This is a genomic window from Rhodococcus gordoniae (genome assembly GCF_001646655.1).
In the GTDB taxonomy this organism is placed as follows: Bacteria; Actinomycetota; Actinomycetes; order Mycobacteriales; family Mycobacteriaceae; genus Rhodococcus; species Rhodococcus gordoniae.
The window spans coordinates 73,293-94,300 of the sequence record NZ_LPZN01000048.1; the positions used below are offsets into that span (position 1 = coordinate 73,293).

Sequence of the window (21,008 nt, forward strand, 5' to 3'; positions counted from 1 at the left end):
CATTACTCCTGTATCCCTGTGACAGGTTGACGCAGAACGGTTCTCAACTTCGCAGGTGCGGTACGGCGAGGGTCGGACAGGTAGATCTCGTGGTGTTCACCCGCGAACGTCAGGCCTCGCTCCGGCATCACCTGGGTGTGCAGGCGCCGCAGTACAGGTCCTTCGTCGTCGTACGGTCCGATGTGCAGGATCTGCAGCGCTCGGCCCTCCGTCATCCGGAACGGCCGCACCCGCGGCAACGAGGGAAGCGACTTCTGCTTCGCGCGGGCCTTCTCACCCGCGGACACGATCGCCTCGGTCACCGTGTCGCCGGTGATCCAGGGTGGCTGCGCGATCATCATCCGCCACGACCAGGAATCCTTGCCCCGGGTGTGGAAGGTGGTCATGTCCTCGCTCCACCACAGACCTTCGAGAGGTCCGACGACGAAATCCCGGCCCCGTTCCTTCTGGGAGGTGAACTTCAGGGTGTACGCCACCGAATAGAGAGCTTCGACGGCGTCGGCGTACTCCTCGGAACTGTTCGGATCGCCCTTGCCGTCGACAGCGAGATAACCGAACTCGGGGACGTGCACCTCGGTGAAATCCTCGGTCGAGCACGAGTACAGCTCGCGGTGCTCACTCTTGATGTCGTATTTGTCCACCGTACCCCTTCCGTTCGAGGACGAGAATAGGCGTCCGGCGACCTCCGTACGCGCGATCCGCCGTTGCCCTCGCCCTGCAGCTGATCGCGTCTAACATCGTCCCCATGCTCGACGAGAGCACCCAGAAGACATTCGAGGAGAACCGCACCCACCTGCTGTCGGTGGCGTACCGCCTCACCGGCAGCATCGCGGACGCCGAGGACGCCGTGCAGGACGCGTGGCTGCGACTCGCGGGCGCGGATGTCTCCGAGGTGCGCGACCTGCGTGCCTGGCTGACGACGGTCGTAGGCCGGTTGTGCCTCGACAGACTGCGCTCGGCCGCGGTGCGCCGCGAAACCTACGTGGGCCAGTGGCTGCCCGAACCCATCGTGGCGCCCCTCGGCTCCCCTGCTCCCCCGGACCCGCTCGACGAGATCGTGCGCGACGAGGACAACCGCCTGGCCGCGCTCGTCGTCCTCGACAGCCTGACACCGGCGCAGCGCGTCGCGTTCGTGCTCCACGACGCGTTCGACATCCCGTTCGACGACATCGCCCGCATCCTCGACGTCGCCACCCCGACCGCCCGCCGGCTGGCCTCCCGCGCCCGCCGTACGGTCTCGGCCGTTCCACCGCCGAGTTCACCCGCCGAACACGAGGAGGCCGTGGGGCGGCTCGTCGCGGCCTTCGCGGGCGCCGACCTCGACGCCGTCGTCGCCGCGCTCCATCCCGACGCCCGCATGATCGGGGACGCCGGCGGCACGACCCGCACGGCGCTGAACGTCGTGGTCGGAGCCGAGAAGGGTGGCGCGTTTCATCCTCGGACTGCTGCGGCTCTACGGCACCGAGGCGTCGACGGCGTTCGAACAGGTCCTCGTGAACGGCGAGTCGGGTCTGTTGAACCGCGGTCGCCCGGCCGAGGACGGTCGGCCGGGCTTTCCCACGCGTGACGGCGCGGACCGTGCGGGACGGACGGATCCGGGCTGCCTACGACATGGCGGATCCCGAGAAGCTCGAGCGCGGAATCCTCCTGGACGACAGCATCTTCGATCGGTCGTCAAGCGCTCCCGGTCTCACCGGTGCGCGGTTCGGCCCACGGCACGCGGCAGGCGTCCGTGCTGAAACCCTGATCGTGGATGCCCAGAGCCGAGTTCATGCGCGCACGCATGTTCTCGAGCGCGATCTGATAGGTGAGTTCGACGACGCCCGCCGGCCCGAAACGACGCTCGAGGTCGGCGACCTGTTCGTCGGTGACCTCCTTCGCCACGTCGCCGGTCATCGCGTCGGCGTAGGCGATCGCAGCCTTCTCGTCGTCGCTGTAGAGATCGGAGGTCTCGTACTCGGCGATGTGGGCGAGTCGTTCGGTGTCGAGTCCGTCCAGTCGCTGCAGCATCGTGCCGAAATCGATGCACCACGAGCATCCGACGGTCCACGCCACGCGATAGACCGCGATCTCCCGGACCGCGGTGGGCAGGACGGTGGAGGCGCGTTGGGCGAGCATCTCGTGGACTCCGCTCGTACGCATCAGCCTCGGATGGTGCGCCGTCACCGCGAAGGGTTCGGGTACCGAACCGAACCTGCGGCGGGCGAACGCATACATCGCACGGGTCGTCGGGCCCGCGCGGTCGGGAGCGACGGCTTCGAGTCGTGCCATGACAATGTCCTTCCGATACGGCCGACGGAGCCTTCCGTCGGATCCGAGGTGGTCTACACCATGGAGACGAGGCAGGCCGCACGGATGTGACACCTCGGGCGCTACGCTGCAGGAATGGTTGATTCGACGACTTCGGGACGGGTTCGTACGGTCTCCCGGTTACGACCGTTCGCCTCGACGATCTTCGCCGAGATGACCGAACTCGCCGTCCGGCACGGCGCGATCAACCTCGGGCAGGGCTTTCCCGACGTCGACGGTCCGCCCGCCATGCTCGAGATCGCCCGTCGCGCTATCGCCGAAGGCGTCAACCAGTACCCGCCGGGGTCCGGCATGCCCGTGCTGCGCGAGGCCGTCGCCGCCGACCGCGCCGCGCGGTACGGCCTGCACCACGACCCCGACTCCGAGGTGCTCGTCACCGTCGGCGCCACCGAAGCGATCAGCGCCGCCATCCTCGGACTCGTCGAGCCCGGCGAGGAGGTGCTGCTCACAGAGCCGTACTACGACTCGTATGCCGCCGCGGTGGCTCTCGCCGGGGCGACGCGGCGCACCGTGCCGCTGACCCGTTCCGGGAACGGTTTCGTGCTCGACGTCGACGCCCTACGCGACGCCGTCACCGACCGGACCCGGATGCTGGTCGTCAACAGCCCGCACAATCCCACCGGCACCGTCTACGACCGTGAGGCGCTGACCGCTCTCGCCGAGTTGGCCTGCGAACGCGACCTGCTGGTGCTGTCCGACGAGGTGTACGAACATCTCGTCTTCGACGGTCGCGCGCACATTCCTCTCGCGTCGCTGCCGGGCATGGCCGGACGAACGGTCACGGTCTCGAGTGCCGCCAAGACGTTCAATGTCACGGGCTGGAAGATCGGTTGGGCGATCGGCCCGCGCGAACTGATCGACGGGGTACGTGCCGCGAAGCAGTTCATGACGTTCGTCGGAGGGGCGCCCTTCCAACCCGCGGTGGCGCACGCGCTGACGCACGAGCAGGAGTGGATCACGTCGATGCGCGACGACCTGGAGCGCAAACGAACCTTCCTGTCGCGTGCGCTCTCCGATGCCGGATTGCAGGTGTTCGACTCCGCCGGAACGTATTTCGTGTGCGCCGATCTGACATCTGTCGGCAGGTCGGATGCGGTCGCCTTCTGCCGGGAACTTCCCGGGCGGATCGGGGTGGCCGCTGTGCCGGTGAGTGTCTTCGTGGACGATACCGCCTCGTGGAATCACCTGGTGCGCTTCGTGTTCTGCAAGCGGGACGAGGTGCTCACCGAAGCGGTGGCACGCCTGAACGGATTGCAGGAGGCGCGCTAGATGTTGCGTCCGACCATTCCGTCCGACTTCGTCTCGCGAGCGGTACGGGTGGGAGCCGAGGAGGGCATCGATCTGCAGCCCGCTCTCGACGCGGCGCGCATCAGCCGTGCGGTGCTCACCCATCCCCATGCGCGCCTCACACCGGCGCAGGTCAGTCGCTTCACCCAGCTGGTCTGGCAGATCACCGACGACGAACTCTTCGGCATCGCAGCGGCACCCGTGCCTCGCGGCACCTTCCGGGTGATGTGCCTGACCCTCATCCACCGGCCCGATCTCGACCGCGCCCTGCGGCGGATGATCGAGGTCAACCACGTCCTCCGTTCCCTGCCGCAACTGAGCCTCACCCCGGGCGGGTCCACCACCTTCCTGGAGGTGGAACTGCCGGAGGTCGTGGACGACAAGACCCGTGTGGTGGTCGATTTCCTGCTCATGCTGCTGCACCGTTTCGCGGCGTGGCTGGTGGGAGGCCGCGTCCCCCTCGAATCGGTGTTCCTGCCGTACACCGAACCCGATCCCGTCCTGGCCCGCAGTTACGACGCGATCTTCGGCGTGCCGGTGACCTTCGGCGCCGGACGCGCCGCGCTCCAGATCGACAACGCCGCACTGAAATCCCCACTCGTGCAGACGGAGGAATCACTCGAGGAGTATCTGCGGGATTCTCCGAACCTCATTCTGTCCGAACGTGATTACGAATCGACGGTCTCGACCCAGGTGCGGCGGATATTCGAGTCGGGCATCGAGGGACGGACGGCGACCGCCGAGGACATCGCCGGCAGGCTCGCGGTGAGCGCTCCCCACCTGCGGCGTCTGCTCCGTCAGGAGGGCACGTCGCTGGGGCAGTTGCGCGAGGAGGTTCTCCGCGACCTCGCGATCGCCGGGCTGAGACGCGGCGAAGCGGTCGACGACCTGTCTTCCCGGCTCGGTTTCTCCGAGCCGAGCGCCTTCCGGAGGGCATTCAAGAGATGGACGGGAAATACCCCTCGCTCATACCGCGAACACCGCTGACGGTGGCGGACGCCGACCGAGGCAGTGCGACCGGATACCCGCACAGTCGCGGATCGAAACTCGATCGGACCAGCAGTTTTCGGTCGTGGATCGGAGAGGGGCCCAGGCCGGTGCCGGGCTTGCATTCGCGCATTTTCAGTGGGAACGTCGGAGGTGAACCGTCATCGACTGTCGAGAGGGTGATCTACGAGCTATGCGCACGATCGTTCGCGACGACTATCCGACCCGCGGCCGCACCGCCTGTGAGTCCGTCGAGAGGAAGGATCCCGTCGTCTGGGGTTCGGCAGCCGACGGACCGCTCGACGCGGAGGCAGTGGTCGAATACGACCGCCGCGGATTCCACACCGCCGAAGGACTTCTCGCCGCGCACGACGTCGGGAACCTTCTGGAGGAGACTTCGCGACTCGGCCGCGAGCTCGGTGACGACGACCGCGTGGTCCGCGAACAGGGCAGCGGCGACGTCCGCTCGGTCTTCGACGTGCACCGGCTCAGCGATCTCGTGGACTCCATCGTCCGTAGGCCCGAGATCGCCGGAATCGCACGGCAACTGCTGGGATCCGACGTGTACGTCCACCAGTCGCGGCTCAACGTCAAGCCCGGCTTCCGCGGCGGACCCTTCTACTGGCATTCGGACTTCGAGACGTGGCACGCAGAGGACGGCATGCCCAAGCCGCGCGCTCTGAGTATCTCGATAGCCCTCACCGAGAATTACGGCTACAACGGCGGTCTGATGATCATGCCGGGTTCGCACAGGACGTACGTCTCCTGCGCCGGTGAGACACCTGACGACTACTACCGGGAGTCGCTGGTCACCCACGTTCCGCAGACGGGTTCGCCCGACGAGGACACCCTCACCCGCCTGGCGGCCGAGCACGGTATCGCGACCTTCACAGGCCCGGCCGGGTCGGCGACCGTCTTCGATTCGAACTGTATGCACGGTTCCAACGGAAACATCACACCGTTCCCGCGCTCGAATCTGTTCGTCGTGTTCAACAGCGTCGAGAACACGCTCGTCGAACCGTTCGCCGCATCGAAACCGCGGCCGTCCTATCTCGGCAGCCGCGACTTCACGCCTCTGCGGTGACCCGGGTGAACACACCACCGGGGTGAGGCCGCCGCCGGTTGGGCCGGGTCGTCCTGCAATGTCCCGGCCGCAACCGGCGTACGGAGGTCTCGTCACACGGGGGCCTGATCACATGGAGGCCTCGCGCCTTTTCACGTCGATCGGCATGGCGCGTCCACCGGAGCCGAAGATCGCTCGTCGGAGGGTGAATCTGCCCAGGTCGGGATCGTAGGGCCGGTATGCCGCATACACGAGGACGTGGAGACGTGACTGCAGACGGATGAGCTGGAGAATCTCCGGCGTCAGGCGGCCGTGCAGTTCGAAGGTGTCGATTCCCGATCGGATGTAGGCCGCGTACTCACGCGGCGGTGTGTAGGCCCGGCGCGGCGACAGATCGACGTACAGGTCGGTCAACTGGGCGATCTCGATGTCCGCCTTGCGCAGGCACAGCGCGAGATCCAGATCCTCGTGGATCCTCGGGTCCGTACTGACGACGTCCCGGACCTGCTCCCATGCGGATCGTCGCAGCGCCATGTTCGCGCCGTGCAGATTGTCGATCCGCCGTTCCCCACCGAACGTTCCCTGGGCCACCCGCTTGCCGACGTACCACTTCTTGAGCGCCCGGTAGGGAGAATCGTACGAGTTGTTCAACCCGCTGATCGCTCCCACTGCCGCAGTGTCTTCGCGCGCGAAGAAGGTGCGAACGGTACGGGCCCACTCCGGGCGAACCCGCGTGTCCGCGTCGATTCGTCCGATGAGATCCCCTGTCGCCGCATCGAATCCGGCATTGCGCGCGAATGCGACACCCGGCCGCTCCTCGACGATCCGGCGGACGAGCGGGTCGCCGGCGGCGACGGCATCGATGATCTGCGCGGTGCGGTCGGTGGAGTTGTTGTCCACCACCAGAATTTCGTGAATCTCCGACCGCTGCGCGAGCAGTGCCGCCAGACACTGTCCGATGTAGCGTTCCTCGTTGTGGGCCGGCACGACGATCGACAACCTGTTCGTAGCCATGGGGCGACGGTACCCGACGGGGTGGGGACCGGCGGAGTCGTCATCGCAGACGACTCCGCCGGTCCTTCCGGCCGCGGACGGAGAAGATTCAGCCGCGACGGGTACGCACCGCCTGCGCGAGACGGTCGAGTTGCACCGCGGTGGTGTCCCAGTCGATGCACGCATCGGTGATCGACCTGCCGTAGTCGAGCTTGTCGGCCTCCCCGAGAGTCAGGTCCTGGCGACCCGACTCGATGAAGCTCTCGAGCATCAGGCCGACGATGCCCTTCTCGCCGGCCTCGATCCGCTCCGCGACATCGGTGACGACGTCGACCTGCTTGTTGTGGTCCTTCCGGCTGTTGCCGTGGCTGGCGTCGATGACGACACGCTCGGGCAATCCCGCCTTGCGCAGCCGGGCCATCGTGTCGGCGACGGTCTCGGCGTCGTAGTTCGGGCCCGCGCTGCCGCCGCGCAGGATGACGTGGCAGTCGGGGTTGCCGACGGTCTCGATCAGCGCGGCCTGGCCATCGAGGTCGGTGCCGGGGAAGACGTGGCTCGCCGCTGCGGCCCGGGTGCCGTCGACCGCGACCTGCACGTCGCCTTCGGTGGAGTTCTTGATACCGACGGGCATGGACAGCGCACTGCACAGCTGGCGGTGGACCTGGCTCGCGGCGGTGCGCGCGCCGATGGCTCCGTAGGTGACCAGGTCGGCGTAGTACTGCGGGAGGATCGGGTCGAGGAACTCGCATCCGACGGGCAACCCGAGGCCGGAGACGTCGAGCAGCAGCTTGCGGCCGATGCGCAGGCCGGTGTTGATGTCGAAGGTGCCGTCGAGGTGCGGGTCGTTGAGCAGGCCCTTCCATCCGAGGGTGGTGCGCGGCTTCTCGAAGTACACCCGCATCACGACGTGCAGGTCGTCGCGCAGCTCCTCGGCCTTGGCGGCCAGACGGCGCGCGTAGTCCATCGCGGCGGCGGGGTCGTGCACGGAGCACGGACCGACCACGACGACGAGACGGTCGTCGGTGCCGTTCAGGATGTCGACGGTGCCTGCGCGGCCCGAGCGGACGGTTGCTGCAACGACGGCGTCAGGTGCGTACTCGGCACGGATCTCGGAGGGCGCGACGAGAGGGCTGACCTTGACGGTGCGCTGTTCGTCGAGATTCGACGTGGAGATTCCGGTGGTCGCGGTTCCGGTGGTGGGGCTCATCGATGGTTCCTGTTCTCGGTGGTTCGGATTCCGACCCGAGAGAACCTGCGATTCCGACGAGCCGGTCTGGATCCGGCTCGTAGGTGGAGAAGTCAGCGCGTGGTCACGCCGACCGACCCACCCCGGGCCGGCCTGCTAAACCAGAAATATGCACGCTGCATGACTCCGTACTGTACCAGGAGAGCCGAAGCCCATGCCGAACCGGCCACGTCCCCGGACCTTCTAGTGTTGTGAGCATGAGCAAACCCGTCGTCCGCAGCCGACATGTCGCTCGCGTCGTCCGGTGTGCACCCCGCCGGGTCTACGAGTTCGCCGCAGATCCCGACAACCTGCCGCAGTGGGCCGCCGGTCTGGCCCGCAGCGAGGTGCGGCGCGTCGGCGACACCCTCGTCGCGGAGTCCCCCATGGGCGAGGTCACCGTGCGGTTCGTCGGCGCCAACGACTACGGGGTGCTCGACCACGAGGTGACGCTGCCGTCGGGGACGATTGTGCACAACCCCATGCGGGTGCTCCCCCATCCGGACGGCGCCGAGATCGTATTCACCGTCCGCCAGATCGAACTGACCGACGACGAGTTCGACCGCGACACAGGCATGGTGGAAGAAGATCTCGCGCGACTCGCGGCGCTCCTCGAGTCGTAACTCTTCGGAACAGGAGAACGTGTATGGCCCGCAAGATCGCCACGAACACCCCGGTCGGAATCCGGGAGTTGCTGGATTTCGTCCGGCCCCGGCACCGGATGATCCTGATGACGCAGCGCGACGACGGCACTCCGCAGGCCTCCCCCGTCACCGGTGGCGTCGACGACAGCGGACGCATCGTGATCGCGACCTACCCGCAGCGTGCCAAGACCCGCAACGCCCGTATCCGTCCCGAGGTCGGCGTCGTCGTGCTGTCGGACGACTGGAACGACGCATGGGTACAGATCGACGGAACCGCGGAGGTGATCGACGCCGGGGACGACGTCGAACCGTTCGTCGAGTACTTCCGCAACATCGCCGGTGAGCATTCGGACTGGGACGAGTACCGGCAGGCGATGCGCCACCAGGGCAAGTCGCTGATCCGGATCACCCCGACCCGCTGGGGCCCGGTGGCCACGGGAGGGTTCCCACCCGAGCCGGCGTAGGCAGTTCATCGCCCTGCGTCGACCACGTGCCCCGCGACCCTGCGCAGGGGCACGTTGCGTTCCTGGGAGAGCTTCCGGAGCAAGGCGAAGGCATTGTCGGCGTCCACCGCGAAACGCTCCATGAGTATGCCCTTGGCCTGGCCGATGACATCGCGTGACGCGAGAGCGGTGCGCAACTGATCCTCCCGGCGGGAGGCGATCACCGCGAGCGCCGCGTGGGTCGCCAGGCTCGTGCCCACATCGATGCTGCGATCGTCGAACGCTCCCTCACGAGAACTGTGCACGTGCAGGGCACCGTGGACGTCGTCGGTGTACAGGCACAGCACCAGCAGTGATCCGACACCGACGGCCGATGATTCGGAAGAGAAAGCAGGCCAACGCCTCTCGCGTCGCATGTCGGTTACGAGCACCGTTGCCCGCTTCCGCATCGACTCCACGCAGGGTCCCTCGCCCGATTCCTGCTGCAGTGCGTCGATTCGCCTCGGGAACAGCCCGGTCGCGGCGCGGGAATCGAAGCGGAGACCGGACGTACGCAACGCTATGCCGGCCTGCTCGGCACCCGGGATCAGGTCGACGGCCGACGCGGTGATCACGCGCAGGGTGTCGTCGAGACAGGCACATTCGATTCGCATTCTGCGCGCCACATCGTCTATCCGACAACGCAATCGCCCTTCGGACGAATCTCCGTTCGTCCGCTCTGCGTTGCCGGTCTCCCCCAATGCCACGCCATATACTTGCATCGACGCGTCGGGACGCCGAAAGTCCCTAGCACGAGAGGTACGTCGCCCCCTCGCCCATCGGACGCGTCCGGAAGGCCTACCGCCACGGCACCCGTTCCGGCTCGCGCAGCATCCGTCGTGCCGTGGACATCCGGTGCACCTCGTCGGGGCCGTCGTAGATGCGGGCGTAGCGCGCCCGGCGGTACATCCCTTCGAGCGGGGTGTCGGCGGTGAGGCCGAGCGCCCCGTGCACCTGGATCGCACGGTCGACCACATCGTGCAGCATCTGCGCGCCGCGGAACTTGGCGAGCCCGATCCGGACGCGGGCGTCCTCTCCCGAGTCCATGACCCGCGCGGCGTCCAGGGTCATCAGCCGGGCCGCCTGGATGTCGGCCGCGGATTCGGCGATGTAGCGCTGGATCTCACCTTTCTCGGCGAGCAGCGACCCGTGGGCGAAACGGGCGCCGGCGCGGGCACACATGAGTTCGAAGGCTCGTTGCGCCTGACCGAGCCAGCGCATGCAGTGGAAGATGCGCCCCGGCCCGAGCCGGTCCTGCGCGACGACGAAACCGTTGCCGCGTTCGCCGAGCACGCTCTCCTCGGGAACCCGCACACCGGTGTACCGCACCTCGTAGTGATCGCTCGGGTCGTGCCCCATCGTGGGGATCGCCCGGACGATCTCGAGTCCGGGCGTGTCGATGGGCACGATGATCGCGCTGATACTGCGGTGCAGCGGCGTCGACTCGGGTTCGGTCCGGGCGAAGACCGTGCAGTACCCGGCCTGCGCGGCACCGGTGGTGAACCACTTGTGCCCGTCGATCACCCATTCACCGTTCTCGAGCCGCGCGGTGGTCTGCACGAGCACCGGGTCGGAACCCGCCACTTCGGACTCGGTCATGCCGACGGAGGGCAGGATGTCGCCGGAGACGAGACCCGGGATCCAGCGCTCGCGTTGTTCGGCGGTGCCGTGCCGCTGGATCATCAGTGCGTCCTGCATGGACACCGACCCGACCGCGAGTTGTCCGTACTCGGAGCGGCCGATGATCTCGTTGAGGTAGACGAAGTCGAGGAAGGAAACCCCGCCGCCGCCCATCTCCTCGGGATGCCCCAGAGCCCACAACCCCAGCTCCTTCGCCCCGGCCTTCAGGTCGGTGAGGGCCTCGGCGGCCGTGTCGTCGTGTCGGCTCAGGACCGGTTCGAGAGGAATCACCTCGTCGTCGATGAACGAACGCATGCGGGTGCACAGCTCGGCCACCCGTCCTCGGGGCCGGTTCGCAGTCATGCCCGCCAATGTATCGGCACACACGTGCACCCACAGAGCGTTCCGTCCGCTCCGGGTGTGGAAACCCGCCCGCCGGGGCATTCTGGGGCGAGTCCATCCTGCGACGCGACGAGCACGGAGGTGCCATGCCGGATCCTTCCGACCGAGTGCCGGAATACGAACACACCGAGGACGGCCATCTCGTCGAGAGCCGGGCCGAGGACTTCGCCCACGCGCGCAGCCTGCCCGTCGACCCGGACTGGTTCAAGACCGCGGTCTTCTACGAGGTCCTCGCCCGCGCTTTCAACGACTCGAACAACGACGGCACCGGCGACCTGCGGGGCCTGACCGAAAAGCTCGACTACATCGCGTGGCTCGGTGCCGACTGCATCTGGCTTCCGCCCTTCTACGATTCGCCACTCCGGGACGGCGGTTACGACATCCGCGACTTCCGTGCTGTGCTACCGGAATTCGGCACGGTCGAAGATTTCGTGCTCTTCCTCGACGAGGCGCACAAGCGCGGCATCCGCGTCATCACCGACCTCGTCATGAACCACACCTCCGACACTCACGCGTGGTTCCAGGAATCGCGGAGCGACCCCGACGGGCCGTACGGCGACTTCTACGTGTGGTCGGACGTCGACGACCGGTACCAGGAAGCCCGCATCATCTTCGTCGACACCGAGACGTCCAACTGGACGTGGGATCCGGTGCGCAAGCAGTACTACTGGCACCGGTTCTTCTCGCATCAACCCGACCTGAACTACGACAATCCCGAGGTGCAGGAGGCGATGCTCGACGTCCTGCGTTTCTGGCTCGATCTCGGCATCGACGGGTTCCGGCTCGACGCGGTCCCCTATCTCTTCGAACGGGAGGGGACCAACTGCGAGAACCTCCCGGAGACGCACGCCTTCCTGAAGAAGTGCCGCTCGGTGATCGACGCCGAGTATCCCGGCCGGGTGATGCTCGCCGAGGCGAACCAGTGGCCCACCGACGTCGTGGAGTACTTCGGCGAACCCGAGATCGGCGACGAGTGCCACATGGCCTTCCACTTCCCGCTGATGCCGCGCATCTTCATGGCGGTGCGGCGGCAGAATCGTTTCCCGATCTCCGAGATCCTCGCCCAGACCCCGCCGATCCCGAAAACCGCCCAGTGGGGCATCTTCCTCCGCAACCACGACGAACTGACCCTCGAGATGGTGACGGACGAGGAACGCGACTACATGTACGCCGAGTACGTCACCGATCCGCGGATGCGCGCCAACATCGGGATCCGCCGTCGTCTGGCCCCGTTGCTCGAGAACGACCGGAACCAGCTCGAACTCTTCACCGCTCTGCTGCTGAGCCTGCCCGGCTCCCCCGTCCTGTACTACGGCGACGAGATCGGCATGGGCGACAACATCTGGCTCGGCGACCGCGACGCGGTGCGGACCCCGATGCAGTGGACCCCCGACCGCAATGCCGGGTTCTCGCGCGCCGACCCGGCGCGGCTGTATCTGCCGGTCATCATGGATCCCACCTACGGATACCAGGCGGTGAACGTCGAATCGCAGATGAATTCGACGAACTCTCTGCTGCACTGGACCCGGCGGATGATCCAGGTCCGCAAGCAGCATCCGGCCTTCGGCAAGGCCTCGTTCACCGAACTCGGCAGCGCCAACCCCGCGATCCTGTCCTATCTGCGCGAGATGTCGCCGAGCCCGGAACGCAACTACAGCGACGTCATCCTGTGCGTGAACAACTTGTCGCGTTATCCCCAGGCGGTCGTGCTGGACCTGTCGCGCTTCGCCGGGTGGATCCCGGTGGAGCTGACCGGTTCCGTTCCGTTCCCGCCGATCACGGAGGAGGGTTACATGATCACCCTGCCCGGTCACGGATTCTTCTGGTTCGCCCTGCAGCCCGATCCGTCGAAGGAGGGGCCGGGCGAGCACCCGGTGAGCAGCGAAGCGGAAGCGGCGGTACAACCGTGATGACCAACACCGAACTCTATCCGGACGAGCGGCTCGTCGAGGACCTGCGCGAGTGGATGCCACACCAGCGATGGTTCGCGGCCAAGGGTCACATCATCACCGGGATCAGCGTCGTCCTGCGCCATCCGCTCGTCGAGGAACCCGGTTTCGGAGCCGACCATCTGCTCGTGAAGGTCTCCTTCGAGTCGACGGCGGACCAGATCTACCAGGTGCCGCTGGGTTTCCGTTCCCATCTCCCCGAGGAACTGCAGTCGTGGAGTGTGGTCGGTCCCGACGATTCCCACGACCACGGGCTGCACGTCTACGACGGCCTGCGCGATCAGGAGATCCTCGACCGGTACTCCCGCAGTCTGGCGAGCGGCACCCCCGCCGGTCCGGTGGATCTCCACAACGTGCCGGGCTCGGTCATCGAACCGGGACTGCGGGGCCGCGCGCTGAGCGCGGAACAGTCCAACACCTCCGTGGTCCTCGGAGAGAAGTTGCTGCTCAAGATGTTCCGCCGCGTGACGCTCGGTATCAACCCGGACGTCGAGCTGCCGCTCGCACTGGGCGAGGACGGTTGCCGATCGATCGCACCGATCCGCGCATGGATCGACGCGGAGGTCGACGGGGTCCGCACCACGCTGGCGATGGTGCAGGACTTCGCGGCGAATTCGGCAGACGGCTGGTCGATGGCGCTCGGCAGCGTCCGGGATCTGCTCATCGAAGGGGACCTGCGTGCCGACGAGGTGGGCACCGACTTCGCCGGGGAATCCCACCGCATCGGTGCGGCGGTCGCGGATGTGCACGCCCACCTCGGCTCCGCGCTCGGCACCGACGAGCGCGCCGCCTCCGAACTGGCCGAGGGCATGCTCCACCGACTGGAGGGTGCGACGGCCGAGGTCCCCGAGCTCGCCGACCTCACCGAGGCGATCCGCGCACGATTCGAGGAGGTCGCGGCACTGGGGCAGGTGCCGGTGCACCGCATCCACGGCGACCTGCACCTCGGTCAGGTGTTGCGCACCCCCGAGCGCTGGCTGCTCATCGACTTCGAGGGGGAGCCGGCGAAGTCCCTCGAGGAGCGCCGCAAGCCCGACAGTCCGTTCCGGGACGTGGCGGGGATGCTGCGGTCGTTCGATTACGCCGCGCATCATTCGGTCCGCGAATCCGAACAGGGCGCGGCGGTGGAGTCGCAGCGGGAGTTCCGGGCACGGGAATGGGCCGAACGCAATTGCGCTGCCTTCTGCGACGGTTACGCGGCCGCCTCGGGAACGGATCCGCGGGACGCCGACGTCCTGTTGCGCGGGTACGAGCTCGACAAGGCGGTCTACGAAGTGGTCTACGAGGCGCGGCACCGTCCCTCGTGGTTGCACCTGCCGCTCGAGGCGATCCGTCGCCTCACCACCGGCTGACCGCCGCCCGAACGCCGAGAACGCAGGAAGGGGAGAGATGCCGTGGCATCTCTCCCCTTCCTCGTCCCGCAGGTCAGCTCACCTGCAGCAGCAGTTCGTCGTCGACGACCTCCGCCGTGACCCGGTTGCCCTCGGCGAGTGCGTCGTCGAGCAGCATGTCGGCGATGCGGTCGTCGACCACCCGGGAGATCGAGCGGCGCAACGGACGGGCGCCGAACTCGGGCTGGTGCCCGTTGCGGGCGATCCATGCCACCGCGTCGGAGGTGAACTCGAGATCGATCCCCTTGCTCTGCAGCCGCTTCCGGCTGTCGGCGAGCAGCAGCTCGGTGATCCGGTGCAGCTGGTCGTCGTCGAGCTTGCGGAACATCACGATCTCGTCGATGCGGTTGAGGAATTCCGGCCGCATCGATTCGCGCAGCCGGCCCATGACCCGATCGCGCAACGGCTGCTCCGCCGCCTCGGCGTCGCCGGTGGTGAAGCCGAGCGCCCCACCGCGGCTCGAGATGATGTCCGAACCGAGGTTGCTGGTCATGATGACGACGGTGTTGGTGAAGTCCACCGTGCGTCCCTCACCGTCGGTGAGGCGACCGTCGTCGAGAACCTGCAGCAGCGTGTTGAACACGTCCGGGTGCGCCTTCTCGATCTCGTCGAGCAGCACCACCGAATAGGGGTGACGACGCACCTGTTCGGTGAGCTGCCCGGCCTCACCGTATCCGACGTAGCCGGGAGGGGCACCGACGAGCCGGCTCACGGTGTGGCGTTCGCCGAACTCGCTCATGTCGATGCGCAGCATGGTGCGCTCGTCACCGAAGAGGACCTCGGCGAGCGCCTTCGCGAGCTCGGTCTTACCGACGCCGGTGGGACCGAGGAACAGGAAGCTGCCCACCGGACGACGCGGGTCGCTCATGCCGGAGCGGCTGCGCCGCACGGCGCGTGCCACGGCGTGCACGGCTTCGTCCTGCCCGACCACGCGCTTGTGCAGCTCGTCTTCGAGAGTGCGCAGCCTCTCCTTCTCCGCGCGGGTCATCTGCGAGGCCGGGACACCGGTGGCCCGTGAGACGATCTCGGCGATCAGTTCCGGATCGACGGTGGGAGTACCCTCGCCGGTTCCGTCGCCGCTGTCGATCCGTGCCTGGAGACGGAGGATCTCGTCGCGGATGCGCGAGGCCTCCTCGTACTGTTCGGCTTCGACGGCGCGGTCCTTCTCCGCCTCGAGTTCGCCCAGCCGCGAACGCAGTTCGGTCACGTCCGTGCGGGGGGTCCGCAGGCGCAGTCGTGCACCGGCCTGGTCGACGAGGTCGATCGCCTTGTCCGGCAACTGCCGGTCGGGTAGGTACCGCATCGACAGGTCGACGGCCGCTTCGAGCGCTTCGTCGGTGTACCGGACCTTGTGGAACTCGGCGTACCGATCGGCCAGACCCTTCAGGATCGTGACGGCGTCGTCGCGTGCGGGTTCGTCGACGGTGACCGGCTGGAAACGACGTTCGAGCGCCGGATCCTTCTCGATGTGCTTGCGGTACTCGTCGAGGGTGGTCGCACCGACGACGTGCAGCTCACCACGGGCGAGCTTCGGCTTGAGGATGTTCGCGGCGTCCATCGCACCCTCGTTGCCTGCGCCCGCGCCGACGACGGTGTGGATCTCGTCGATGAAGACGATGAGCCTGCCCTGCTGGGCGACGATCTCGTCGAGCGCCGTGGTGAGGCGTTCCTCGAAGTCGCCGCGATAGCGGGTTCCGGCGACCATCGCGGTCAGGTCGAGCTGGACGATGCGCTTGTCCTGCAGGACCTCCGGGACGGCGCCGTCGACGATGCGCTGGGCGAGTCCTTCGACGATGGCCGTCTTGCCGACACCGGCTTCACCGACGAGCACCGGGTTGTTCTTGGTACGCCGGGCGAGGATCTCGATCGTCTGCTCGATCTCGTCGGCGCGGCCGATGACGGGGTCGATGCCGCCGCCCCGGGCCCGTTCGGTGAGGTCGACGCCGAACTTGTCGAGCGTCGGCGTGGACGTCTCCTCCGCGACGGGAGCCGTGGGGACGGGCTGCAGCGCGGTCTGCAATGCCTGCGGTGTCACGCCCAGCGATGCGAGCAGGCGTCCGGGAGCACGGGTCTGGTCGGCCGCGAGGGTGAAGAACAAATGCTCGGGGTCGATGTAGGTGGAGCCGAGGGCGCGCGAGAGCTGGTGCGCCTCGAAGAGCGCGGTCTTCACGGCACCGGTCAGTGCGGGTGCGGAGACGGCCTCACCGGGGCGGCTCTGCGGCAGTCGCTGGTCGACGGCCGCGACGACGTCGGCGGGGTCGGCCCCGGCGCGGTTCATGACCGTGCGGGACGGATCCTGCTCCGCCATGGCGCGGAGGAGGTGCAGCACGTCGAGTTCCGCGTCGCCACGGTCGGTGGCGTAGCGCGCCGCATGTGCGAGGAGGTCCTGGGTCCCGCGGCTCATGAAACGCGTGATGTCGATTCGGCCGGGGCCACCAGGTCCGAAGAATGCCGGCATTCCGAAGCCTTTCTGTCGAACTTGAGCCATTCTCACTCAACTAACGTGCCCGGCGGCCGTGCAATTCCCACGCGCGAATGATCTGGATCACACATCTGGTTGCGGCCATTAATATTGTGCACAACATAACGGTGCACTACATTCATCTCGTGTCGTCCCCCCTCGAACTCGACCAGCAGGTGTGCTTCGCGCTCTACCGCGCGTCCCGCACCGTCACGGCCGCCTACCGGCCGCATCTCGACCGGCTGGGCATCACCTACCCGCAATACCTCGTACTCCTGGCACTGTGGGAACGTGATGCGCGAGGCGTGCAGGATCTGTGCGGCGCACTCGATCTCGACACCGGCACACTGTCCCCCCTGCTCAAGCGGCTCGAGGCCGCCGGATACATCGAGCGGCGCCGGCAACAGGCCGACGAGCGTCGCGTCGTCGTCCATCTCACCGAAGCGGGGGACGCACTCCGGGCGGAGGCCGCGGACATCCCCGAATGCGTGACGCGGGGCAGTCGATTCGACGTCGACGAACTGGTCGCGTTACGCGAGACGCTCCACCGCCTGACCGCCGCGTTGCAGGAAGCACCCGGCGCACTCTCGAAGAAAGGCAGGACATCGTGAACATCGTCTACACCGCCGAAGCACTCGCCACCGGAGCAGGCCGCGACGGCCACGCCCGCACCAGCGACGGCAAACTCGACGTCGACCTCGCCCTGCCCACCGAAATGGGTGGCAGCGGGAAGGGCACCAACCCCGAACAGCTCTTCGCCGCCGGCTACGCCGCGTGCTTCCATTCGGCGTTGCAGATGATCGCCCGGCAGGAGAAGGCGGACGTCGGCGATTCGGCCGTCGGCGCCCGCGTCGGCATCGGCCCGACCGACGCCGGCGGATTCGGTCTCGCCGTCACCCTCGAGGTGACCCTGCCGAACCTCTCCCGCGAGAAGGCGCTCGAGCTCACCGAGAAAGCCCATCAGGTGTGCCCGTACTCCAACGCGACCCGCGGCAACATCGACGTCACCCTCGAGGTGACGGACGACTGAGTCACCCCCGAGAGTGACGGGCGGGTGACGCGCCCCTGCGCTGCGCACGTGTCCACGCCGACCCGTAGCGTGGAGACGTGCGCACGCAGGACCGGTCGCAGCTCACGACGTTCGCGGCCGAACTCGATTTCCCCCTCGACGACTTCCAGCTCGAGGCCTGCCGCGCCCTCGAAGACGCCCGCGACGTGCTGGTGTGCGCTCCCACCGGGGCGGGCAAGACCGTCGTCGGCGAATTCGCCGCTCGCCTCGCGCTCGCAGCGGGCGGTCGCTGTTTCTACACCACCCCCATCAAGGCGCTGAGCAACCAGAAGTATCTCGACCTGTCGCGCCGTTTCGGCGACGACCGGGTCGGTCTGCTCACCGGCGACATCTCGCTGGACCCCCACGCACCCGTGGTCGTCATGACCACCGAAGTGCTGCGCAGCATGCTGCACGGCGGCTCCCCCCTTCTGCACGGTCTCACCCACGTCGTCATGGACGAGGTGCACTATCTCGCCGATCGTGAGCGCGGCGCGGTCTGGGAGGAAGCGATCCTCTCGCTCGCCGGCGGCGTCCGGCTGACGAGCCTGTCGGCCACGGTGAGCAACGCCGAGGAATTCGGTGGCTGGCTGCGCGGCATCCGCGGCGACCTGGCCGTCGTCGTGGAGGAGACCCGCCCCGTACCGCTCACCCAGCACATGCTCGCCGGCGGACGCCTGTTCGACCTGCTGTCGCCCGGCGGCACCGTCGACGAGACCCTCGAGCGGTACATCGCCCACCGCCGGCTCGTCGAAGCCGCGCCCGGCCCCGCGACCGGCAGAGGACGGCGAAGGCGACGGGCACGCGGAGCACCCGGACCGGCCGGCGGCCACCTGCCCGATACCGTCGCCCGCCTCGAGGCCGAACAATTGCTGCCGGCCATCTGGTTCCGGTTCAGCCGCAACGGTTGTGACGACGCCGTCACCGAATGCCTCGAATCGTCGGTCCGTCTCACCGAGGCCGCCGACACCGCCGAGATCCGCGCGGTCGCCGACCGGCACACCGCGGCCCTGCCACCCGCCGACCTCGACGCGGTCGGTCACACCGAGTGGCTCGAAGGTCTCGAACGTGGCTTCGCCGCGCACCACGCCGGTTTGATCCCCGCCTTCCGGCACACCGTCGAGGAACTGTTCGCCCGCGGTCTCGTGCGGGTCGTGTTCGCCACCGAGACCCTCGCCGTGGGGGTGAACATGCCGGCGCGCACCGTCGTCCTCGAACGTCTCGTCAAACCCACCGCCGACGGCCCGGTGCGCCTCTCCCCCGGCGAGTACACGCAGCTCACCGGTCGTGCCGGTCGTCGCGGTATCGACGTCGAAGGGCACGCCGTGGTGCTGTGGAGTCCCGAAGCCGACCCCGCGACCGTCGCCGGTCTCGCCGGCGCACGCTCCTATCCGCTGCACAGTTCGCTGCGCGTGGGATACACCACCGCGATCAACCTGGTCGCCGGTCGCGGCGTTCCCGGGGCGCGGGAGTTCCTGCGACGCTCGTTCGCCCAGTTCCAGGCCGAGCGGTCCGTCGCAGCACTCACCGACGCGGTCCGTGCGAACACGACCACGCTCCGCGATCTCGACACCGAACTCGGCGACGTCGAAGGCTTCACGGAGTACCGGCATCTGAGCGAGCGGCTCGCCGAGGCGCGACGATCCGGCTCGGCCGACCTCGTCGCCTCGCTGGCACGGGCGGTGCGCTCACATCCGGCGCACCGGCGCGGCGACAAGGACCGTCTCCTCACCCTCTCCGCCCGGCGCGCCGCGGTGCACGGCGACACCGAACGAATGCGATCGCAGATCGAGACGGTCACCGGCCGCCTCGCCGACACCTTCGATCGCACACTGGATCTGCTCGAGGAGCGGGGCTATCTGCTCCGGGATCCGGTGGGCGGGTCGGCCCACGTCACCGACGACGGTCGCCGGCTGGGCCGGATCTACTGCACGAACGAACTTCTCGTCGCCGAGTGTGTCCGCACCGGAGCCTGGTCGGGACTGACACCCGCCGAGCTCGCCGCCGTCGCCTCCAGCGCTCTGGGCGAGACCCGGCGCCGCACCGTCGGTGTCCCCGGCCGTACGACCCCGGCGATCGACGAGGCGCTGCGCGCCACCTCGCGGTTGTGGAGCGAACTCGCCGGACGCGAGGAACGACTCGGGCTGGAAGTGGGGCCGGATCCGGATCCGATCGCCGTCGCCGCGATCCATCGCTGGGCGCGCGGGGACGGACTCGCCGCTGCCTTGCGCACCGCGTCGGATGCGGGATTGTCGGCGGGTGATCTGGTCCGCCGATATCTGAGGACCCTCGACCTCGTGGACCAGACCGGACTGTGCCGGCGGGACGAACTGCCGCCGGTCTCCTTCACCCTGACCTGACGGCCGGGGCCTTGCCGGAGCTCAGGGCATCGAGTACTCGACGGAACACAGCCGCTCCGACAGTTCCCACAGTTTCCGGGCCAGGATCTCGTCGCGGGAACGCGAGCTGGACTGCACCCGCTTCGGATGGCCGCGCATCTCGAAGAAGGCGTCGGGCCCGTAACAGCCGCCCGGCTCCGCGTCCGGTGCGGTCGCCGCGTAGAGACTCGGGAGCGCGCCCTGTTGCGGGGACTGCCCGATGATCGGAGTGACGAGTTCGACGATCTTCCCGTGCCAGGACTCGCTGCGGTACTGCAGATTCGTCGACGAGTAACCCGGATGCGCGGCAATCGATCTCACATTCGATCCGGCCGCGGTGAGACGCCGCTGCAGCTCGTATGCGAACAGCAGATTCGCCAGCTTCGACTGCCCGTAGGCGAGCCACCGCTCGTACCGGCGGCGTTCCCAGTCGATGTCGTCGAGATCGATGCTGCCGATGCGGTGCATCGCGCTGCTGACCGTCACGACCCGGTCGGTGATGCGATCGAGCAACAGCCCGGTGAGCGCGAAGTGGCCGAAGTGGTTGGTCCCGATCTGCATCTCGAAGCCGTCGGCCGTCCGCCGCAACGGCACCGCCATGACACCGGCAAGCACCACCTCGGCTCCGGCCCGCGCGAGTGCCCGGGCGGTCTCCGCACCGAGACCGCTGTTGGCTCCGGTCACGATCATCGTGCGTCCCGACAGATCCGGAATATCGTTCGTCGTCCACCCCATGCCCGCCACCCTACGGATGCGTGTCGCGCCGCG

18 protein-coding genes and 1 pseudogene are annotated in these 21,008 nt (G+C 67.8%); 11 read left to right on the forward strand and 8 right to left on the reverse strand.

Features of this window, described 5'->3' with window-relative positions; all coding sequences use genetic code 11:
* Nucleotides 1–2 precede the first annotated feature (2 nt).
* Nucleotides 3–641, reverse strand: a complete 639-nt coding sequence (locus A8G18_RS17120) for a GyrI-like domain-containing protein (protein ID WP_016932394.1) — start codon at nucleotides 639–641, stop codon at nucleotides 3–5.
* Nucleotides 642–745: 104 nt separating this feature from the next.
* On the opposite strand from A8G18_RS17120, the pseudogene sigJ reads away from it, so the two are divergent.
* A pseudogene (sigJ, locus tag A8G18_RS17125) lies at nucleotides 746–1,656 on the forward strand (RNA polymerase sigma factor SigJ); the annotation flags it as partial.
* An 18-nt stretch (nucleotides 1,657–1,674) separates the two neighbouring features.
* Here the strand turns inward: sigJ and A8G18_RS17130 are convergent.
* Nucleotides 1,675–2,271, reverse strand: a complete 597-nt coding sequence (locus A8G18_RS17130; protein ID WP_016932395.1) for a carboxymuconolactone decarboxylase family protein — start codon at nucleotides 2,269–2,271, stop codon at nucleotides 1,675–1,677.
* A 114-nt stretch (nucleotides 2,272–2,385) separates the two neighbouring features.
* Between A8G18_RS17130 and A8G18_RS17135 the strand changes: the two genes are divergently transcribed.
* The 3 genes from A8G18_RS17135 (at nucleotide 2,386) to thpD (ending at nucleotide 5,668) form a co-directional block, all read left to right on the forward strand.
* Nucleotides 2,386–3,579, forward strand: coding sequence for a pyridoxal phosphate-dependent aminotransferase (locus A8G18_RS17135; protein WP_064064789.1), 1,194 nt, complete (start codon nucleotides 2,386–2,388; stop codon nucleotides 3,577–3,579).
* Entirely contained in the window at nucleotides 3,580–4,584 is a 1,005-nt protein-coding gene (locus A8G18_RS17140; RefSeq protein WP_016932397.1) for an AraC family transcriptional regulator, read from the forward strand.
* A 193-nt stretch (nucleotides 4,585–4,777) separates the two neighbouring features.
* Complete coding sequence (gene thpD, locus A8G18_RS17145) at nucleotides 4,778–5,668, forward strand: ectoine hydroxylase (RefSeq protein WP_016932398.1); 891 nt, start codon at nucleotides 4,778–4,780, stop codon at nucleotides 5,666–5,668.
* 108 nt (nucleotides 5,669–5,776) lie between these two features.
* Here the strand turns inward: thpD and A8G18_RS17150 are convergent, their stop codons facing one another.
* Both A8G18_RS17150 and A8G18_RS17155 read right to left on the reverse strand, forming a co-directional pair.
* Nucleotides 5,777–6,661, reverse strand: a complete 885-nt coding sequence (locus tag A8G18_RS17150; protein WP_064064790.1) for a glycosyltransferase family 2 protein — start codon at nucleotides 6,659–6,661, stop codon at nucleotides 5,777–5,779.
* A gap of 88 nt (nucleotides 6,662–6,749) precedes the next feature.
* Nucleotides 6,750–7,847, reverse strand: a complete 1,098-nt coding sequence (locus A8G18_RS17155) for a 3-deoxy-7-phosphoheptulonate synthase (protein ID WP_064064791.1) — start codon at nucleotides 7,845–7,847, stop codon at nucleotides 6,750–6,752.
* Between the two features lie 236 nt (nucleotides 7,848–8,083).
* Here A8G18_RS17155 and A8G18_RS17160 point away from each other — a divergent pair, with 236 nt between their 5' ends.
* Nucleotides 8,084–8,488, forward strand: coding sequence for an SRPBCC family protein (locus tag A8G18_RS17160; RefSeq protein WP_064064803.1), 405 nt, complete (start codon nucleotides 8,084–8,086; stop codon nucleotides 8,486–8,488).
* A 23-nt stretch (nucleotides 8,489–8,511) separates the two neighbouring features.
* On the forward strand, nucleotides 8,512–8,973 hold the full coding sequence (locus A8G18_RS17165) for a PPOX class F420-dependent oxidoreductase (protein WP_064064792.1): 462 nt from the start codon (nucleotides 8,512–8,514) through the stop codon (nucleotides 8,971–8,973).
* 5 nt (nucleotides 8,974–8,978) lie between these two features.
* Here the strand turns inward: A8G18_RS17165 and A8G18_RS17170 are convergent, their stop codons facing one another.
* Together A8G18_RS17170 and A8G18_RS17175 are read right to left on the reverse strand one after the other, a co-directional pair.
* Nucleotides 8,979–9,605 (reverse strand): GAF and ANTAR domain-containing protein, encoded by a 627-nt coding sequence (locus A8G18_RS17170; protein WP_084421911.1) that lies wholly within the window; start codon nucleotides 9,603–9,605, stop codon nucleotides 8,979–8,981.
* A gap of 184 nt (nucleotides 9,606–9,789) precedes the next feature.
* Nucleotides 9,790–10,974 (reverse strand): acyl-CoA dehydrogenase family protein, encoded by a 1,185-nt coding sequence (locus A8G18_RS17175; RefSeq protein ID WP_172506082.1) that lies wholly within the window; start codon nucleotides 10,972–10,974, stop codon nucleotides 9,790–9,792.
* Between the two features lie 125 nt (nucleotides 10,975–11,099).
* On the opposite strand from A8G18_RS17175, the gene treS reads away from it, so the two are divergent.
* Entirely contained in the window at nucleotides 11,100–12,923 is a 1,824-nt protein-coding gene (treS, locus tag A8G18_RS17180; RefSeq protein ID WP_026003289.1) for a maltose alpha-D-glucosyltransferase, read from the forward strand.
* On the forward strand, nucleotides 12,923–14,314 hold the full coding sequence (locus tag A8G18_RS17185) for a maltokinase N-terminal cap-like domain-containing protein (protein WP_016934137.1): 1,392 nt from the start codon (nucleotides 12,923–12,925) through the stop codon (nucleotides 14,312–14,314). The genes treS and A8G18_RS17185 overlap by 1 nt, the downstream gene beginning before the upstream one ends.
* 73 nt (nucleotides 14,315–14,387) lie before the next feature.
* On the opposite strand, the gene A8G18_RS17190 is transcribed toward A8G18_RS17185, so the two are convergent.
* Nucleotides 14,388–16,811, reverse strand: a complete 2,424-nt coding sequence (locus tag A8G18_RS17190; RefSeq protein ID WP_064064795.1) for an ATP-dependent Clp protease ATP-binding subunit — start codon at nucleotides 16,809–16,811, stop codon at nucleotides 14,388–14,390.
* A 149-nt stretch (nucleotides 16,812–16,960) separates the two neighbouring features.
* Here A8G18_RS17190 and A8G18_RS17195 point away from each other — a divergent pair, with 149 nt between their 5' ends.
* The 3 genes from A8G18_RS17195 (at nucleotide 16,961) to A8G18_RS17205 (ending at nucleotide 20,222) form a co-directional block, all read left to right on the forward strand.
* Nucleotides 16,961–17,425, forward strand: a complete 465-nt coding sequence (locus A8G18_RS17195; RefSeq protein ID WP_016932402.1) for a MarR family winged helix-turn-helix transcriptional regulator — start codon at nucleotides 16,961–16,963, stop codon at nucleotides 17,423–17,425.
* Nucleotides 17,422–17,844 carry an organic hydroperoxide resistance protein gene (locus A8G18_RS17200; protein ID WP_016932403.1) on the forward strand — a complete coding sequence of 141 codons (423 nt, stop codon included), beginning with the start codon at nucleotides 17,422–17,424 and terminating at the stop codon, nucleotides 17,842–17,844. Before A8G18_RS17195 ends, A8G18_RS17200 begins: the two co-directional genes overlap by 4 nt.
* 77 nt (nucleotides 17,845–17,921) lie before the next feature.
* Nucleotides 17,922–20,222, forward strand: coding sequence for a DEAD/DEAH box helicase (locus A8G18_RS17205; RefSeq protein WP_016932404.1), 2,301 nt, complete (start codon nucleotides 17,922–17,924; stop codon nucleotides 20,220–20,222).
* Between the two features lie 21 nt (nucleotides 20,223–20,243).
* Here A8G18_RS17205 and A8G18_RS17210 read toward each other — a convergent pair whose 3' ends face one another.
* Nucleotides 20,244–20,975 carry an SDR family NAD(P)-dependent oxidoreductase gene (locus A8G18_RS17210; protein WP_064064796.1) on the reverse strand — a complete coding sequence of 244 codons (732 nt, stop codon included), beginning with the start codon at nucleotides 20,973–20,975 and terminating at the stop codon, nucleotides 20,244–20,246.
* Between the last annotated feature and the right edge of the window lie 33 nt (nucleotides 20,976–21,008).

Coding starts and splice junctions, on each gene's coding strand:
- A8G18_RS17130 (WP_016932395.1), bottom strand. CDS start 2,271: ATGGCACGACTCGAAGCCGTCGCTCCCGACCGCGCGGGCCCGACGACC.
- A8G18_RS17135 (WP_064064789.1), top strand. CDS start 2,386: ATGGTTGATTCGACGACTTCGGGACGGGTTCGTACGGTCTCCCGGTTA.
- A8G18_RS17140 (WP_016932397.1), top strand. CDS start 3,580: ATGTTGCGTCCGACCATTCCGTCCGACTTCGTCTCGCGAGCGGTACGG.
- thpD (WP_016932398.1), top strand. CDS start 4,778: ATGCGCACGATCGTTCGCGACGACTATCCGACCCGCGGCCGCACCGCC.
- A8G18_RS17150 (WP_064064790.1), bottom strand. CDS start 6,661: ATGGCTACGAACAGGTTGTCGATCGTCGTGCCGGCCCACAACGAGGAA.
- A8G18_RS17155 (WP_064064791.1), bottom strand. CDS start 7,847: ATGAGCCCCACCACCGGAACCGCGACCACCGGAATCTCCACGTCGAAT.
- A8G18_RS17160 (WP_064064803.1), top strand. CDS start 8,084: ATGAGCAAACCCGTCGTCCGCAGCCGACATGTCGCTCGCGTCGTCCGG.
- A8G18_RS17165 (WP_064064792.1), top strand. CDS start 8,512: ATGGCCCGCAAGATCGCCACGAACACCCCGGTCGGAATCCGGGAGTTG.
- A8G18_RS17170 (WP_084421911.1), bottom strand. CDS start 9,605: ATGCGAATCGAATGTGCCTGTCTCGACGACACCCTGCGCGTGATCACC.
- A8G18_RS17175 (WP_172506082.1), bottom strand. CDS start 10,974: ATGACTGCGAACCGGCCCCGAGGACGGGTGGCCGAGCTGTGCACCCGC.
- treS (WP_026003289.1), top strand. CDS start 11,100: ATGCCGGATCCTTCCGACCGAGTGCCGGAATACGAACACACCGAGGAC.
- A8G18_RS17185 (WP_016934137.1), top strand. CDS start 12,923: ATGACCAACACCGAACTCTATCCGGACGAGCGGCTCGTCGAGGACCTG.
- A8G18_RS17190 (WP_064064795.1), bottom strand. CDS start 16,811: ATGCCGGCATTCTTCGGACCTGGTGGCCCCGGCCGAATCGACATCACG.
- A8G18_RS17210 (WP_064064796.1), bottom strand. CDS start 20,975: ATGGGGTGGACGACGAACGATATTCCGGATCTGTCGGGACGCACGATG.